Source organism: Streptomyces luteireticuli (genome assembly GCF_041519305.1).
GTDB classification, from domain to species: domain Bacteria; phylum Actinomycetota; class Actinomycetes; order Streptomycetales; family Streptomycetaceae; genus Streptomyces; species Streptomyces luteireticuli.
Window position 1 is genome coordinate 2,957,390 of the sequence record NZ_CP167927.1, and the last position, 14,530, is coordinate 2,971,919.

At 70.5% G+C, this 14,530-nt stretch carries 18 protein-coding genes; 7 read left to right on the plus strand and 11 right to left on the minus strand.

Going from position 1 to position 14,530, the window contains the following annotated elements; genetic code table 11:
• The first annotated feature begins 60 nt into the window (after positions 1-60).
• Both AB8735_RS12815 and AB8735_RS12820 read left to right on the plus strand, forming a co-directional pair.
• Entirely contained in the window at positions 61-1,227 is a 1,167-nt protein-coding gene (locus AB8735_RS12815) for a serine hydrolase domain-containing protein (protein WP_372407326.1), read from the plus strand.
• A gap of 66 nt (positions 1,228-1,293) precedes the next feature.
• On the plus strand, positions 1,294-2,520 hold the full coding sequence (locus AB8735_RS12820; RefSeq protein ID WP_372407328.1) for an SGNH/GDSL hydrolase family protein: 1,227 nt from the start codon (positions 1,294-1,296) through the stop codon (positions 2,518-2,520).
• Here the strand turns inward: AB8735_RS12820 and AB8735_RS12825 are convergent.
• From AB8735_RS12825 to AB8735_RS12835, 3 genes are all read right to left on the minus strand, one after another.
• The gene (locus tag AB8735_RS12825; RefSeq protein ID WP_372407329.1) at positions 2,513-2,644 is read right to left on the minus strand and encodes a DUF397 domain-containing protein; all 132 of its coding nucleotides are present in this window, start codon (positions 2,642-2,644) and stop codon (positions 2,513-2,515) included. The two genes, AB8735_RS12820 and AB8735_RS12825, sit on opposite strands and share 8 nt — an antisense overlap.
• The gene (locus AB8735_RS12830) at positions 2,616-3,527 is read right to left on the minus strand and encodes a helix-turn-helix domain-containing protein (RefSeq protein ID WP_372407331.1); all 912 of its coding nucleotides are present in this window, start codon (positions 3,525-3,527) and stop codon (positions 2,616-2,618) included. The genes AB8735_RS12825 and AB8735_RS12830 overlap by 29 nt, the downstream gene beginning before the upstream one ends.
• 97 nt (positions 3,528-3,624) lie before the next feature.
• Positions 3,625-3,792, minus strand: coding sequence for a hypothetical protein (locus AB8735_RS12835; protein WP_372407334.1), 168 nt, complete (start codon positions 3,790-3,792; stop codon positions 3,625-3,627).
• A gap of 109 nt (positions 3,793-3,901) precedes the next feature.
• On the opposite strand from AB8735_RS12835, the gene AB8735_RS12840 reads away from it, so the two are divergent.
• Entirely contained in the window at positions 3,902-5,194 is a 1,293-nt protein-coding gene (locus AB8735_RS12840) for a hypothetical protein (RefSeq protein WP_372407335.1), read from the plus strand.
• Positions 5,195-5,226: 32 nt separating this feature from the next.
• Here AB8735_RS12840 and AB8735_RS12845 read toward each other — a convergent pair whose 3' ends face one another.
• The 5 genes from AB8735_RS12845 to AB8735_RS12865 all read right to left on the minus strand — a co-directional run bounded on the left by AB8735_RS12845 (position 5,227) and on the right by AB8735_RS12865 (position 9,010).
• The gene (locus tag AB8735_RS12845) at positions 5,227-5,859 is read right to left on the minus strand and encodes a LysE family translocator (protein WP_372407336.1); all 633 of its coding nucleotides are present in this window, start codon (positions 5,857-5,859) and stop codon (positions 5,227-5,229) included.
• A 22-nt stretch (positions 5,860-5,881) separates the two neighbouring features.
• Positions 5,882-6,865 (minus strand): CU044_5270 family protein, encoded by a 984-nt coding sequence (locus tag AB8735_RS12850; protein WP_372407339.1) that lies wholly within the window; start codon positions 6,863-6,865, stop codon positions 5,882-5,884.
• The gene (locus AB8735_RS12855) at positions 6,862-7,488 is read right to left on the minus strand and encodes an RNA polymerase sigma factor (protein WP_372407340.1); all 627 of its coding nucleotides are present in this window, start codon (positions 7,486-7,488) and stop codon (positions 6,862-6,864) included. Before AB8735_RS12855 ends, AB8735_RS12850 begins: the two co-directional genes overlap by 4 nt.
• Positions 7,489-7,580: 92 nt before the next feature.
• Positions 7,581-8,315, minus strand: coding sequence for a hypothetical protein (locus AB8735_RS12860; protein ID WP_372407342.1), 735 nt, complete (start codon positions 8,313-8,315; stop codon positions 7,581-7,583).
• 35 nt (positions 8,316-8,350) lie between these two features.
• Positions 8,351-9,010: a histidine phosphatase family protein gene (locus tag AB8735_RS12865; RefSeq protein WP_372407345.1), complete on the minus strand. Its 660-nt coding sequence runs from the start codon at positions 9,008-9,010 to the stop codon at positions 8,351-8,353.
• Positions 9,011-9,024: 14 nt separating this feature from the next.
• Here AB8735_RS12865 and AB8735_RS12870 point away from each other — a divergent pair, with 14 nt between their 5' ends.
• The gene (locus tag AB8735_RS12870) at positions 9,025-9,378 is read left to right on the plus strand and encodes a gamma-glutamylcyclotransferase family protein (RefSeq protein ID WP_372407346.1); all 354 of its coding nucleotides are present in this window, start codon (positions 9,025-9,027) and stop codon (positions 9,376-9,378) included.
• On the opposite strand, the gene AB8735_RS12875 is transcribed toward AB8735_RS12870, so the two are convergent.
• Positions 9,357-9,563, minus strand: coding sequence for a hypothetical protein (locus AB8735_RS12875; RefSeq protein ID WP_344032441.1), 207 nt, complete (start codon positions 9,561-9,563; stop codon positions 9,357-9,359). The genes AB8735_RS12870 and AB8735_RS12875 overlap by 22 nt on opposite strands.
• 154 nt (positions 9,564-9,717) lie before the next feature.
• Between AB8735_RS12875 and AB8735_RS12880 the strand changes: the two genes are divergently transcribed.
• From AB8735_RS12880 to AB8735_RS12890, 3 genes are all read left to right on the plus strand, one after another.
• The gene (locus tag AB8735_RS12880) at positions 9,718-9,921 is read left to right on the plus strand and encodes a hypothetical protein (protein ID WP_372407349.1); all 204 of its coding nucleotides are present in this window, start codon (positions 9,718-9,720) and stop codon (positions 9,919-9,921) included.
• Between the two features lie 290 nt (positions 9,922-10,211).
• Positions 10,212-11,840, plus strand: coding sequence for a multicopper oxidase family protein (locus AB8735_RS12885; RefSeq protein ID WP_372407350.1), 1,629 nt, complete (start codon positions 10,212-10,214; stop codon positions 11,838-11,840).
• A 536-nt stretch (positions 11,841-12,376) separates the two neighbouring features.
• Complete coding sequence (locus AB8735_RS12890) at positions 12,377-12,874, plus strand: hypothetical protein (RefSeq protein WP_372407352.1); 498 nt, start codon at positions 12,377-12,379, stop codon at positions 12,872-12,874.
• A gap of 135 nt (positions 12,875-13,009) precedes the next feature.
• Here AB8735_RS12890 and AB8735_RS12895 read toward each other — a convergent pair whose 3' ends face one another.
• Both AB8735_RS12895 and AB8735_RS12900 read right to left on the minus strand, forming a co-directional pair.
• Positions 13,010-13,699 (minus strand): hypothetical protein, encoded by a 690-nt coding sequence (locus AB8735_RS12895; protein WP_372407354.1) that lies wholly within the window; start codon positions 13,697-13,699, stop codon positions 13,010-13,012.
• Between the two features lie 25 nt (positions 13,700-13,724).
• Complete coding sequence (locus AB8735_RS12900; RefSeq protein WP_372407356.1) at positions 13,725-14,450, minus strand: YgjP-like metallopeptidase domain-containing protein; 726 nt, start codon at positions 14,448-14,450, stop codon at positions 13,725-13,727.
• Positions 14,451-14,530: the final 80 nt, after the last annotated feature.

The following is a 14,530-nucleotide window of genomic DNA, read 5'->3' on the forward strand; positions in this document are numbered from 1 at the left end:
CGCTGGTTGGCTGGACCCACTGGAACCAGCAGCCGGAACGGCGGGGGAGAGATGAAGACCATGCGGACGATCCGTTGGACGAGCGCGGCGGTGGTCACCGGGGCCCTGGTGGCGGGCCTCGCCACCTCGGCGAGCGCCGCCCCGCGCGCCTCCTCGCTGGACGCGGACGTACGGGCCGTACGGGCGGCGGGCGGGGACGTCCGCGTCCTCGCCTCGACGGACACCGCCGGACACGGCACGCACCGGGCCCGCGCGGGCGGCGGCTCCCGCCCCACCCCCTGGGACGCCCAGTTCCGCGCCGCGAGCACGACCAAGACGTTCACCGCGGTGGTCGTGCTCCAACTCGCCGCCGAACACAAGCTGTCCCTCGACGACACCGTCGAGAAGTGGCTGCCCGGCCTCGTCTCCGGCAACGGCAACGACGGTTCGCGCATCACCGTCCGCGACCTGCTGCAGCAGACCAGCGGCCTCTACGACTACGTCGACGACCCCGCGCTCCGGGCCGCCACCACCGGGGACTTCGAGAAGATCCGCCATGACGCGACCCCCGCCCGGGACTGGGTGGCCGTCGCCCTGCGCCACCGCCCGCTCTTCACCCCGGCCCCCTCCCGCCCCCGCTGGGCGTACTCCAACACCAACTACCTTCTCGCCGGGATGATCGCCGAGAAGGCGTCCGGCGACGACTGGCGCACCCTCGTCGAGCACCGCGTCATCGCCCCGCTGGGCCTGCGCCACACCTACATCCCCGGCACCAACCCGTACCTCCCCGGCCCGCACGCCCGCGTCACCCTGCGCGCTCCCGGCGGCGCGGTCGTCGACGTCACGGAGCACAGCCTCCAGCACACCGCCGACTCCGGCGTGGTGTCGACCACGTCCGACCTCACCGCCTTCTTCCGCGCCCTCCTCGGCGGCAGGCTCCTGCCGCCCGCCCAACTGGCCGAGATGAAGCGGACGGTGGCGCGCACCGGCGCCGACGACGACCTCGCGCAGTGGCCGGACGGCGGATACGGCCTCGGGGTGCGCCGGACACCGCTCTCCTGCGGCGGCGGCTACTGGCACCACGAGGGCGACGGCTTCGGCACGTACACCCGCACCGGCGTGACGGAGGACGGCCGCCGCGCCGTCGCCGTCTCGGTCACCAGCGCGGGCGACCGCCCGGACCTGGTCCGTCTCAACAGGGCGACCCGCGCCCTGGTCGACCACGCGCTGTGCGCGAAGAACCCGTAACCGCCGACTCGGTTGCCCCTCAGATAAGTTGATCACGTCTGTTGATCAGCGAAGAGGGGAACCACCGTGTTACGTCTCAGATCATGGATCGCTCGCGGGCCGCTGGCCCTCGCGCTGGCCGGAGCCCTGGCCGTCACCGCCACCGGGCCGTCGCGGGCGGACGCCGGTGAGGCGGCCTGGACCGGGAGTTGGGAAGGGGCAGCCGCCTCCGGAGGGCCCTCCTTCACCGACCGGACCGTCCGTATGGTGGTGCACACCACGGCCGGCGGGCAGCAGGTCCGGCTGCGGCTGACCAACCGCTACGGCCAACGGCCGCTCGCCATCGGCGCGGTGGACGTCGCCGTGCGGGAGTCCGGCGCCCGTGCGGTGCCGGGCACCCACCGCACGGTCACCTTCGGCCGGAAGGGGAAGGCGACCGTTCCGGCCGGGGCCGAACTCGTCAGCGACCCCGTGCCGTTCCGGGCCGAGGCGGAGCAGGACCTGCTGGTGAGCGTCTACTTGCCGAAGGACACCGGCCCGTCCACGTACCACCTCGTGGCGAGCGAAGCCGCCTACTCCTCCACGGAGGGCGACCACACCGGGGAGAACGGGGCCGCCAACTACACTACGGAGACCGCGTCCTGGTACTTCCTCGACGCCGTGGACGTCCTCGACACCCGCACCAGGGGCACGCTGGTCGCCTTCGGCGACTCCATCACCGACGGCTACAGCTCCACCCCCGGCACCAACACCCGCTGGCCCAACGTCCTGGCCCACCGCCTGTCCGCGCTCCCGGGCGGGCCGCGCTACGGCGTGGTGAACGCCGGCATCAGCGGAAACCGCGTCCTCTCCGACGCCCTGGCCGGCCACCCGGAGACGGGCGACAGCGCACTGCGCCGGTTCGCCCACGACGCCCTGGCCGAGCCACGGGTCCGGGCCGTCGTCCTGCTGGAGGGCGCCAACGACATCGGCCTCAGCGACCGGCCCCTGCCGGCCCAGGAACTGATCAACGGCTACAAGACCCTGATCGCGCAGGCGCACCGGGCGAACGTGCGCATATACGGCGGCACGATCCTCCCCTTCCGGGGGTCGTTCTACGGCACCCCGGCCAACGAGGCCGTCCGCCAGGAGGTGAACCGCTGGATCCTCACCGGCGGCGCCTTCGACGACACGATCGACTTCGCCTCGGCCGTCGCCGACCCGGCCGACCCACAGCGGCTGCGCGCCGCCTACGACAGCGGCGATCACGTCCACCCCAACTCGGCGGGGTACGAGGCGATGGGGGACGCGGTTCCGCTGGCGGCGTTCAGCTGAGGTGAGCGGTGAAGGCGGCCCAGGCGGGGGCGGGGAAGGTGAGGACGGTGTCGTCGGGGGTCTTGGAGTCCCGGACGGGGACTATGCCGGGTATGTCATCGGCGACTTCGACGCAGTCTTCCATTCCGCCTCCGTCCCCGCCGCCGCTGTGGCTGCTCTTGCGCCACCGGTTGTGTTCCGCGCTCACGTGCGTACTCCTCTGCCACTGTTTCGATCAAGGACAGTGACGCCTCCGGCGACAACGCGGCGGCCGCGGCGAGGTTGAAGCCTCGCACGTACCTGGCGACCTGGTCCGGTACGTCGTGCAAGCAGCCCGTCATGGAGCCCTCCGTATAGACCACCGGTGGGGCATCGTCGAACTCCATGATCTTGACCATCCCGGACAGGGCCGGCGCTCCGGCACTGTAGGGATGCACCTGAATGACGACGCGCCGCTCTCGCGCCATCGCCGCCAGGCGCCTCAGTTGCTCATGCATTACAACTGCTCCACCGATGGGCCGCCGGAGCACGCCTTCGTCAATGATTACCCACAGCTGGGGCCGTGTTGGACGGTCAAGGATGCCTTGCCGCTCCATCCGGGAGGCTGTCCACGACGTGAGGTCGTCTTCCGGCGTCAAGGGGAAGCTTCCCAGAACGACCGCCCGAGTGTAAGCCTCCGTCTGCAGGATCCCGGGCACGTACATGGGGGCGTAGTGCTGGATGGCGGTGGCCAAACCTTCGAGCAGCCGCGCGTCCTTGAAGTAGTCCGTTTCCACCGACCCGTCGATGAGCTCCTTGCACATCCGCTCGAAGAAGTCGTCCGTCCCCAGCACCCCGTCGATCCGCACCGCGATCTCCAGCTGCGGCTTGCGCCAGGCGGACTCGAACTGCCCGATGTACGACCCGGAGCAGAACACCCGCCGCCCCAGCTCGCACTGGGTGAGTCCGGCGGCCTCCCGCCTCCGCTTCAGCTCCGACCCGAAGAACTCCCAGCCGAACTTCGACTGCCCGAAGGTGCCTTTGGCCATGACTCAACTCCCCTGCTCGCCATCCGCTTCGCGCGAGCGTAGGACGAGCCCGTCGAGCCGCATCGGCACACGCAACAAGAGCAACCCGAACGTGCGCCTACGCCGGCGGCTGCGGGCCTCGCCACACCGCGTACAGCCCCGAGACGGCGACGGCGATCGTCGCCAGCGAATCCGGCGCCACGCCGCACAGGACGAGCACCGTACCGGCGATGAGTACGGCGAGGAAGGCGACGAGATCCCAAGTTCGCCCGTTGCGCTGCGGCATTGCGAAGCTCCTGTCATGGTTGGCGGTGCACCCAGGCTGGCGGAGGGCCGGGGTGCTGCGGCAGGTGCAGCGGTGCTGCCGGATGTCCGGCAGCGAGCGGGGGGCGGCGATGAGCGAACTGCAGCCGATGGACGAGGGTCTGCCACCCGATGTGGCCGCGCTCGCAAGGGCGTTGCGCGATCTGTTCGTCGGCCTGCGCGTATCCACCCGACGCTACGCGGCCCGCCGCGCGTACGACTCGTCCACCGTCTCCCGCTACCTCGGCGGACGCCGGCTGCCGCCGTGGGAGTTCGTCCTCAACCTCCTCCATGACGTCGGCGAGGTGCGGGGTTCCGTACCGACCGCCGGGACGGTCGACATGCTTCGCGCACTGCACACCGCGGCGCTGGAGTCGGGCAGCAGCCCCGCCCACAGGGTGCAGCTCCTGGAACGCGAACTGGCCGAGGCCGACCGGGAGGCGCGACGCGCGGCCACCCGGGAGCGCTGGCTGGAGGACACCCTCCAGGACCGCGAACACCGCATCCGCGACCTGGAGATGCGCAACCACGAGCTGGAAGCGGGACCGGCAGCGGCGGACGAGAACGCCCGGCTGCGCGAGGAGATCGGCGGGCTGAAGGAGGAGCTGGCGCGCGTACGGGCCCTGCATCAGGAGGCGGAGGAACGCTGCGAGCAGTTGGAGCGCCTGCTGGCCGAGAACGAGGAGGAGGTCCCGCTGCCGGAGGTGCTGCCCGCCGCCTTCCGCCCCGAGGCGGACGTCCACAACAACGTGGTGTCCGCCCCCGGCGCACCGCCCTTGAATACGGTGTATCAGTTCGGACATGTCAACGGCAGTGTCACCATGGTCACGGACACCTGGCAGGTGGACGAGGAGTACGTGGCGTCGGTGAGCATCCGGCTCTACGACGCGCAGGGGAAGCACGAGTGCAACGGCCTGCTCCTCGACGCCGGAACGATCATTACGGCAGGTCCACCCCAGGATGGATTCCGGCTGGGCCGACGGCTCCGCGTAGTGGGCGCCGGCACCGACGAGTGGACGTTGCCGGTCGAGCGGATCGAGGCGCACGGGTTCCCACCCCTCGAAGTCCTGCGCTTGACCGAGCCTGTTGCCGTCCCCGACCGGTCACTGTTCTTGGAACAGCGCCCAACTCCCGGAAGTCAACTTCTCGTCAGCGCGCACGCGGTGCAGGGGCGGTATTCGTGCCTCCTCGACGTCAAGGGCCGTAGCGGAGACCTGCTGCGGGTGTCCGGTGAATTCGTCGACGGGTTGGTCGGGGCCCCGGCGTTCTCCAGCGCGGGCGCCCTGACGGGCCTGATCATGGATTACAGCCTGGTCGAGGACCGGGGGCTGCTCCTCCCCGTCGCAGCCCTGCGCACCCTGACCTCGGTCACACTGCCCGACTAGCGGCCCGTAGCCGACGGGAACCCGGCCTCCGCTCAGTCCCGAAGCGCGAGCGCCGCCCCCAGCCCCAGCAGCGCGACCCCGGACACCCCGGATATGGCCCGCCGTACGCGCCTGCGGCGCAGCACCGCCTGTATGCGGCCGAGCACCGTGACCACCACGGCGTACCAGACCAGCGCCAGCCCCCAGAACAGACCTGCCAGGAGCGCATGCTGGGCGAGGGTCGGCATGCCGGGAAGGGCGAACTGGGGGAACAGCGACAGATAGAACGCGGCCACCTTGGGGTTGAGCAGATTGCTCACCAGGCCCTGGCGGAACGCCTGGGAGGAGGAGGCAGCCGTGGCGGGCTCGGGCGCTGTCGGGGCCGCGTCGTCGTGCCGGGCACGGACGAGGTCGATCAGAGCCCGGCCGCCGAGATGCACCAGATACACCGCACCGGCTATGCGCAGGGCGGAGTACAGGAGTTGCGACCCGGTCAGCAGCGCCGTCAGACCCGCGACCGCCGCCGCAGCAAGGATCGCGTTTCCGAGCATGATGCCGGCGGCCGTCGCCGCCGCACCCCGCCGCCCGGACCGCGCCGCATTGCGCAGCAGCAGGACGAGGTCCGGGCCGGGGACGACGATGATGGCGAGCGAGGCGGCGACGAAGCCGAGCAGTTGGGCGGTCATGCACCCTCATCCTGCCACCCGTTCAGGGGATTTGACGTGCCCGGTCGACGACGGCCCGCTCCAGGATCGCGGTGGCATGAACCAGGGTGCCCGCCTCGCCCCACTCGTCGGTCCTGGTGAGATAAGTCCGTTGGCCGAGGTACGTCAGGGTTTTCTTGTCGAAGACCCACTCGGTGCGCTGGCCGAGTTGGCGGTCCTCGCGGGCGATGGCAACGCCGTGGCGGCCGTCGGCGTCGGCGGCGTCCTTCATCGTCACCACGCCCGGGATCTTCGCGGCGGCCTTGTAGAGAGCGGCCTCGGTCTTGGGGGGCATGACACCGGCCCAGAGCAGGGTGCCGATCGTGTCGAAGACGGTCTGGTCGAAGTCCACGCCCTTGATGGGGCGGGTCTCCTTGCGGAGACGCTGGTAGAGGGCGTCGGGGTCGGTCGGCAGGGAGGCCAACCACTTATAGGTGGGCCGGTCGATGCCCGCCGGGTCCTTGTCCGCGCTGGAGATGTTCACGAACTTCCCGTTCTCACGGAAGACCCCGACATCGTGCGACGGGCTCGGATCCTGCGAGGTCCAGTCCTCCCGCTGCTTGAGACCTCCCACCTTGACGGGTTTCAGGTGGGCCTTCTCGGTGATCAGGCTGCGCACATAGACGTACTGGTCGTCCCGCACCGGCTTGGTGCCCGACTTCAGGGCGACGCCCGCGAGCCGGTCCAGCAGCAACGAGGCCCCGCGCTCGGTGCCGGTCCCGGCCAACGGGACCCGCTGCGCAGGAGGTTCGTCGTGCCCGCCGCCCGTCAAGGTGGTGACCACGAGGATGCCGGCCACGGCGGCGGCCGCGAGGGGCACCGCGAAGGCGGGACGGGCGAGCCGACGCACGAACGCCGGGGACCGACGGTCGGCGTCGATGGCGTGCAGCAGCCGCTCCTTGTGGTGGCGGTGGCGGTGCGGCGGCAGGTCGCGCTCGGCGGGGGCGGGCAGCAGCTCGGCCAGGTCCTGGTGTTCGGGAGTCTTCATCGGGCGTCCTCCTGGACGGCCAGGGCCGTCAGGGCGGCCGCGTTCTCTGCGGGCACGCGACCGGCCCGCGCGCGCCCGGCGTCCGCGCCGAGCTGCTCGTCGGTCAGCCGGCGGAGCCGGGTGCGGGCGCGGGACAGCCGGGAGCGGACCGTGCCGACGGGTACGCCGAGGGCCTGCCCGGCCTGGGCGTAGTCCAGGCCGCCCCAGACGCACAGGGCCAGCACTTCCCGCTCCGGACGGCGCAGCGCCGTCAACGCACGGCGGACGGCGTCCAGTTCGCGCCCGCCGTCGATGCGGGACGCCGATTCGTCCGCGAAGTCCCGTACCGTGTCGGCCGTCGGCGCCGGCCGGCGGGCCAGGAAGGCCAGCTTGCGGCGCAGGCCCCGGTTGACGTTGCGCGCCTTGTTGGTGGCGATGCCCAGCAGCCAGGGCCGCAGGGAGTCGCCCTCCGGCTCCACCTTCGCGCGGGTGCGCCAGGCCTCCAGGAAGGTGTCGGACATCACCTCCTCCGCCGCCGACCAGTCGCCCGTGAGCCGGTAGGCGTGGTTGTAGACCGTTCGCGCGTGCTCCTCGTAGAGCTCGGCGAACGCCTCGCGGTCACCCGCCCGTATGCGGTCGCGCATGCACGCCCCTCGATCCGTTTCCGTTCATGCCCTCTACCTCTCCGCGGACGGGAGGCGGTTCCGGTGACCCGCGTCACATCCGACTCGGGTGCCTACGGGAGGGGTTTCGGAATCCACGGCTCGGGGACCAGGTACGGCGCCCGCCGCCACGCACGCACGGCGAAGGCCGCCATCGGCGCGGCGAACAGCGCCCAGAGCGCCGGTCCCGCCCAGAGCCCGAGGTCGAACGCCGTGGCGAGCACGGCGGCGGCGATCCCGGCGAGGCCCAGGCCGAGGGCGAGCCGGACGAGGTAGCGCATGCGCCGGGTCGGCTCGTGCCGGTCGGCCCCCTGCCGCAGCCGCCAACCGCACACCGCGGTCAGGACCAGCCCCGCACTGCCGACGCCGATGGCGGCGGCCAGGTTCGCGCCGGGAGGATTGACGGGACGCGCCCAGGTCTCCTGCTTCGTCCCCTTGGCGGCGATCTCCTGGACGGCGCCGCGCCAGACGGTGCCGGTCACCCGGTCGCCATCGTGCAGCCTGCTCAGCAGCGGGCCGTCACCGGCGAACCCGACCCGCCGGACCGCGCCTGCGGAGTCGGTCAGGGTCGCCTCGTGCTGCTTCTTCCCCAGACGGACGTCGGAAACGGTGAACTCCCGCTCCCGGACGCAGTCTTCCGTCCGGGACGTCTGCGCACAGGCGGGCGCGGACCGGTACGCGCGCTCGTCGGCGATCTCGTCCGGCACCCAGAAACACGCCATCCACACGGAGGCGGCCACGCCGGCGACACCTGCGAGGAGGTAGAGGATCGCCGTCGCGGAGTTGGTCAAGGGGTGCCGGCCGTCCATATCGGAAATCCTCGCACAACCGTGCGCAATGCCCTCTAGGGCCGATACCCGAACGCCACCAGCCGCAGCCGGTCCCCGTCCCGGACCCATCGCGAGACGGAGGCGTTCGGCACGGGCCACGAAGCGGCGGGAGGCCGCTCCCCGGAGAGCACATACCGCAGAGCGACGATCACGGCATCATGCGCGACGACCAACACCCGCCGCGCCGCCCCGAGTTCGCCCAACGCCTCCCGGACGCGGTCCGCGACGTCGGACAACGACTCCCCGCCGGGCAGCCGGTGCCCCCACTCCCCCAGCCGGGCCGCCTCCTCCGGCGCCCGCTCGCGCAGGGCGATCTCATTGAGCCCGGAGAGCTCCCCCATGTCCCGGTCGCGCAGTCGCCCGTCGACGCGGGGCTGCGGCAGGGGCGCGTACCGCGCCATCTCCTCCCAGGTCTGCCGGGCCCGCAGATACGGCGAGACGGCCCCGGCGTCCGGGGGATCCCCGCCCGCCAGCCACCGGCCCGCCCGCGCGGCCTGCCCCCACCCGGCCTCCGACAGGGGCACATCCGCGTCCCCGCCGGGCGGCAGCACGACCGGCACCCCGTCCCGCCGCCCCCGCTCGAAGAGCACATTGGCCGTGCTCTCCCCGTGCCGGACGGCGGTCAACCGCTCAACCGAGACCCAGCTCACCTTGCCCCCGCCCCCGTCCGCCACGGATCCTGGTGCACATGATCGACAGCTCCACCGTCCGCCTCTTCACCTACGGCACCCTGCGGCAGCCGGAGGTCCAGCGCTCCCTCTTCGGCCGCGAGGTGCCCGGCACGCCCGAGGAGCTGCCCGGCTATCTGCTGGACACGGTGGAGATCACCGATCCCCACGTCATCGCCCTCAGCGGCTCGGCCCACCACCCCATTCTGCGACCCACCGGCGACCCCGCGGACCGCGTCCGGGGCACCGCCCTGCAGATCACCGAGGCCGACCTGGCGGCCGCCGACGCCTACGAGGTCGACGACTACGCCCGCACCCTCGCCCCCCTCGCCTCCGGCACCCAGGCCTGGGTCTACGCCCCGGCCGGCGCCTGACCCCTCCCCCAGCAGCGGGCCGTCCGCCCGGCTATCACCCACTCCGCCCGCAGCCGCTCGTACTCCCGCCGCTCCGCGGCGGTGAGCGCACGTCCCCTGCGCTCGGACAGGAACGCCCGAATGGCGCGGTTGATCTCCTCCGCGCAGAGCTGCGGGCGCTGCTGACGTACACGAACCAGGGACATGAGCTCAGGCTACGGCCACCCACTGACAACGGCGCCGGGTTCGCGCCCAAGTTAAGAAGATGCTCATCAAACCCTCATCAACCGGGCGCGGAGCATGACTTCCGCCTCACAAACCGTTTGCGTCCCACACGCCCGTCCCGCTTCGATCGCACCCATGCGGAACGCCGAGGACCCTGTGCCCGATGTGGCCGACGCCGAGATCCTGGCGCACCGGAAGATCCACGCCATAGCGATCCTGCGCGACCACCTCGGCTGCTCCCTGCACGAAGCAGTCGACGCCTTCAGTGCCCGGTACGAGGAACTGCACCGCAAGCACCCGGCGGACTTCGCCGCACACCCGGAAGACATCCGCACATGACCGGCGGACACCAATCCCCGCACAAGCAAGGGCACTTCGCCGACAGCACGATCACCGCCCACCACAACAGCGACCGGCCGCGTCCATGACATCCCGTCCATACATTCCCGAGACGGCGCCCGGACCGGGCCCTACGCCCGGATGGGGCCGGACGAAGGACTCCACGGCGTTGCGCAGACCCTCTCCGGGCCACCGCGCCGAGGATCGGATCGTATGAACGACGACTCCCGAGTGTCATCCCATGGGGAGAACCTGCCATGAACCCAGGCCGGAATCCATCCCGCCGGCGCGTGCTGCGAGGAGTGGGCGCGCTGGGCACCGGCAGCGCGCTGGCCGGTCTCGCCGGCGCCGCGATCCAAGCGACCGACGAGGACGCCGCCGGGGCCACTCCCCGGCAGGACGACGGCCCGCTCCTGCGTGACCTGCCACAGGTCTCCAGCCGGGCGGGACGTCTCGACCACACCCTCGCCATGGCCACCACCAGCACCGTCGTCGGCGGCCGCCGGCTCCGGCTGGACACCTACAACAACGGGCTGCCCGGCGAGGTGCTGCGCATCCGCCCGGGCGACCGGGTCCGGATCCTCCTGCGCAACCAGATGGTCCCCACCGGCCTGCTCCCCTCCTGCGACGAGCGGGACAAGGACCGGAACCACTCCGACTGCCTGCCCCGGGCCCAGGGCCTCCCGGACGTCGACGAACTCCGCAAGGAGACCTTCGCCACCAACATCCATGTGCACGGCCTCCAGGTGTCCCCGGGCGGCCGCTCGGACAACATGGACATCCGCGTCGACCCCGGCAACAGCTTCCAGTACGTCTACGACGTCCCGAAGGACCAGCCCGCGGGCCTGCACTGGTACCACCCGCACCACCACGGCTCCACCACCCACCAGGCGTGGTCCGGGCTGAGCGGGCCCCTCATCGTCGAGGGCGACATCGACCGCGTCCCCGAGATCGCCGCGATGCGCGAACGGACCGTCGTCGTCAGCTCGTTGCGGGTGGACGCCAACGGCGAGAACCCCACCGACTTCATGCTGCCGGCCGGTGACGACGAGGGCTACGACGCACTCCCCGGCGTCAAGGCCGAACGGCTCTACCCGCTCAACGGCCAACTCCGCCCCGTCGCCCGCATCCAGCCGGGCGAGACGCAGCGGTGGCGCGTCCTCAACGCCGTTCCGCACCGCGAAATCTGGCTGCGCATCGAGGGCCACACCCTGCACTGGATCGGCGCGGACGGCATCCCCTTCGACCGCACCCGCCCCGTACCGGCCATCATGCTGGCCCCGGGCAACCGCGCCGAGTTCGTCGTACGCGGCGGCAAACCCGGCCGCTACCGCATCGAGGCGGCCGCCTACCACCCGGGCGGCAGCCGCGCCGACCGGCCCGCCCTCCGGCTCGGCACCCTGGAGGTCACCGGCCGCCAGGCGACGGGCCGCATCCCGGACCGCCTCGTGGCACCCCGCCGGATGCCCGACCTGCCCGTCGCCCGCCACCGCACGATCACCGTCGCCCGCGACAACTCCGGCCACCACGGCCCCGGTCCGCGCTTCCTCATCAACGGCCGGCTCTTCGACATGAACCGCATCGACGTCGAGGCCGAGGCCGGGACGGTCGAGGAGTGGCGGTTCGTCAACGAGGACGGCTACCAGCACCCGATGCACATCCATATCAACCCGTTCCAGATCGTCGGCGCAAAGGGCGTCCCCCGCGGGGACACCTCCTGGTACACCGACCCCGGCATCTGGTGGGACACCCACCGCCTCCCCCCGCACGGCGAACTCACCGTACGCACCTACTTCCGCCCCGACGCCCCCGGCAAAACCGTCTTCCACTGCCACGTCCTCCCCCACGAGGACCACGGCACGATGGCCAACCTCCTGATCAGACCGCCGTGCCGGTCCTGCCACGGGGAGAACGGCTGAACGAAAACCACGGGTACGGCGAAGGCCCGGGAGCGATCGCTCCCGGGCCTTTCCGATGGGGTGGGCACAGACGGATTTGAACCGCCGACATCCGCTTTGTAAGGGATATGAGATCGTTTGGCGAGCGGGGCTGCTGACCTCCGTGGATGCGCCATCGGTCGCCCATAAGCCCATGTGACCTGCTGCTATTCGATGACGGTCCAGTCCCGGCAGTGCCAACCGGTACCGATCTCTCTCGGACGCTCCGTCCCCGCCCTGTCCCCACCGAGAACCTGTGTCCCCGCCTTGTCCCCACCGAGGCGGAACGGTCCCTGAGTGGACCCGACTGTGGGGGATCACGGGAGGCAGCATGCACGCTCCAAAGCGAGGGCACTGCTTAGCGTTTGAAACGGACAGCCTCACGACCGCTGCCGGCATCAGGCAGCATGGGCTCCAGCCCAACTGGGAGTCTAAGCGGGGAGAACCTTTTCCGGGTCGGATATCGCAATCGCCATCTCCTGTGCGAGTCCGCGTGGCTACGCTCGACCGCTATGAGGATGAGCGGTTCGCAGGTCCAGGTTGGCGCAGTTCAGGCAGCATGGGACCAGGCAAGCGTCCTGCGCTCGCCAGACAACCAACAGGCATGGCCCGCCCTGGCCGAGCGCATCGCGGCGGCCACGGCCCTCTACGGCATGGGCGAACTCCTCCGGGGAACGGTGCTGTTGATCTGTGGCGCGCTGGAGCAGATCCGTGTCGGCCGTCCCGGCGACGAGCAGTTCACCGAGAAGTTCACCAAGACCCTGATGGACAAGATCGGTCGGTGGGCCGAGTTCGTGGAGGAGACCGACCTACCGATGGTGCGCCAGGTCGTGAGGGTCACTTTCGAGGGACACGACCCGGTGGCCTGGCGAGACCAGGCCGGGCCGGTCCCCGACAGCGAACCGCGAGCGATGACGTGCGCACTCGCGCTCATCGCCGACTTCGTGGACCTGGTCGACGGACCGGGAGCATGCGAGCGCGCCTTGCTGACTGGGATCGGCAGCGCCCTCGACTGAGTCGGCCGTCCCGTCGGCTAAGCAGTGTGCCGCACGGTACCCGGCAGTGCCAGAGCATCCGGGCGCTGCTCCGGGGCACACGGCATGCTCGTGCCCCCGGGGTGGCGCTCTCCCGGGGGCACAGGTGTTACAGGTTCAGCTTGTGCCGGGCTCGTTTGACTCCGTGGCCGTCTCTCCATGGGTCAGAGCGCGGAGCTTGAGGAGCTGGGGAGGAACGTTGGTGAACACGCAGCGGTTTCCCCGCTCGACCTGCCATCCGGCATCGCGGAGTGTGTCGGCGATGGCGCGTAGCTCGGCGCGGTGGGGTTCGCGATGCGGGCCTACGCAAGATCCAGCTTGGGCCCAGTAAACGGCGACGCGTCCTTCTCCGCGGGGGGTTACGAAGACGCCTTGCACCGTTGCGTCCATCCCGTCGAGTCCGGAGATGTCGGTGTCCTCGGTGCAGTTGGCGAGTTGGAGGGTGGCGAGGACTTTCAGGGTGGCTCGCACGTCTGGATGGTTTGCGTGGTGGGGCAAGCTGCCTCTGGAGGTGCCGGCGTGGCGGATGACCTCGCCGACTAGCGGAGCCTGCGGGGTGGGAGTGATGAACCCTTCCTCGTGGGCGTTGGCTGTCGGGTCTTCCTTCTGGAGGGCCGCGAGGATCTCTTTGCCGGTCTGTGTGAGGTTGCTGTTGACCGGGTGGATGATCTGTCTGCTGATGAGCGCTCGTTCGGTTGTTGCGCTACAGATGACGACTCGATCGTTGTTGCCGGTTCGGATCGCTTCGATCATTCGCTTGCTGAGTCGGTGGCTTTTGATCATTCGCTCGGCTTCGCTTGCCTTCATTGCTGCTCCCTCTGGGGTGAACGGGTTATGCGCTGCGAGAAGGTCCGATTTGGAGGATTTTGCCGAGCCATAGCTCTTTGCAGGACCGGTGGAGTTGGTGAAGGTCGCCCAGGTGGTTGAGGTGGAGGGATTCGGCGATGAGGGTGTGGAGGTTTTCTTCGGCGAGTTGGGCGACGGCCCAGTGGAGGACCAGGCCGCGACCGGGCCGGTAAGTGGCCCATCGGGTGGTTGCTCGGGAGGATGCTCGTAGCGTGGGGCACTGTCGGATGCCGAGTTGCACGTTTTGTCTGCCGGTTGAATCGAGCCATTCTTGTGCCTGGTTGGCGTACCAGGCGATCAGTTCTCGGCGCGCCTTCACTGGGTTGCGAGCCAGGGTGTTGGAGATGCGGAGGCGGGGGCCGTCGTCGCTGGCGTGGTGCTGGACGGTCGGCTCGGGGTGCGGGCCGGGCGGTGCGAGGTGGAGGAGGTACGTCGTACCGAGGAGGAGGAACGTCTCCCCGTTGACGAGCTCTTTGACAGGGTGATTGGCGCGGTCGTAGGTGCGCTGAGCGATCTGTCGGTAGATCCATTCGCGGCGCCGTTTGACTAGGTCGATGGCGGTGGCGTTGCTGGTTCCGTGGGGGGCGTGCACGACGATGGCGCCTGCTGAGGTGACTGAGAGGGCGCGGGTTCGTCGGTTGCCGGTGCGGAGGGTGACAGCCATGTCGCCGACCTGGATGGTGCGTTCGATGGTTGGGGTGTGGGCGATCACAGGGGCCTCCTGCGCTTGTGGCCGGCTTGGCGCGCTGCGCTGCAGGGCTGTTGTGAGGTAGATGGGTTCTTGGTCTTGAT

Bases quoted from the DNA above. Each gene is read 5' to 3' on its own strand.
- AB8735_RS12870 (WP_372407346.1), top strand. From the start codon at position 9,025: ATGATCGACAGCTCCACCGTCCGCCTCTTCACCTACGGCACCCTGCGG.
- AB8735_RS12835 (WP_372407334.1), bottom strand. From the start codon at position 3,792: ATGCCGCAGCGCAACGGGCGAACTTGGGATCTCGTCGCCTTCCTCGCC.
- AB8735_RS12875 (WP_344032441.1), bottom strand. From the start codon at position 9,563: ATGTCCCTGGTTCGTGTACGTCAGCAGCGCCCGCAGCTCTGCGCGGAG.
- AB8735_RS12840 (WP_372407335.1), top strand. From the start codon at position 3,902: ATGAGCGAACTGCAGCCGATGGACGAGGGTCTGCCACCCGATGTGGCC.
- AB8735_RS12845 (WP_372407336.1), bottom strand. From the start codon at position 5,859: ATGACCGCCCAACTGCTCGGCTTCGTCGCCGCCTCGCTCGCCATCATC.
- AB8735_RS12825 (WP_372407329.1), bottom strand. From the start codon at position 2,644: ATGGAAGACTGCGTCGAAGTCGCCGATGACATACCCGGCATAGTCCCC.
- AB8735_RS12880 (WP_372407349.1), top strand. From the start codon at position 9,718: ATGCGGAACGCCGAGGACCCTGTGCCCGATGTGGCCGACGCCGAGATC.
- AB8735_RS12815 (WP_372407326.1), top strand. From the start codon at position 61: ATGCGGACGATCCGTTGGACGAGCGCGGCGGTGGTCACCGGGGCCCTG.
- AB8735_RS12850 (WP_372407339.1), bottom strand. From the start codon at position 6,865: ATGAAGACTCCCGAACACCAGGACCTGGCCGAGCTGCTGCCCGCCCCC.
- AB8735_RS12830 (WP_372407331.1), bottom strand. From the start codon at position 3,527: ATGGCCAAAGGCACCTTCGGGCAGTCGAAGTTCGGCTGGGAGTTCTTC.
- AB8735_RS12895 (WP_372407354.1), bottom strand. From the start codon at position 13,699: ATGAAGGCAAGCGAAGCCGAGCGAATGATCAAAAGCCACCGACTCAGC.
- AB8735_RS12855 (WP_372407340.1), bottom strand. From the start codon at position 7,488: ATGCGCGACCGCATACGGGCGGGTGACCGCGAGGCGTTCGCCGAGCTC.
- AB8735_RS12890 (WP_372407352.1), top strand. From the start codon at position 12,377: ATGAGCGGTTCGCAGGTCCAGGTTGGCGCAGTTCAGGCAGCATGGGAC.
- AB8735_RS12860 (WP_372407342.1), bottom strand. From the start codon at position 8,315: ATGGACGGCCGGCACCCCTTGACCAACTCCGCGACGGCGATCCTCTAC.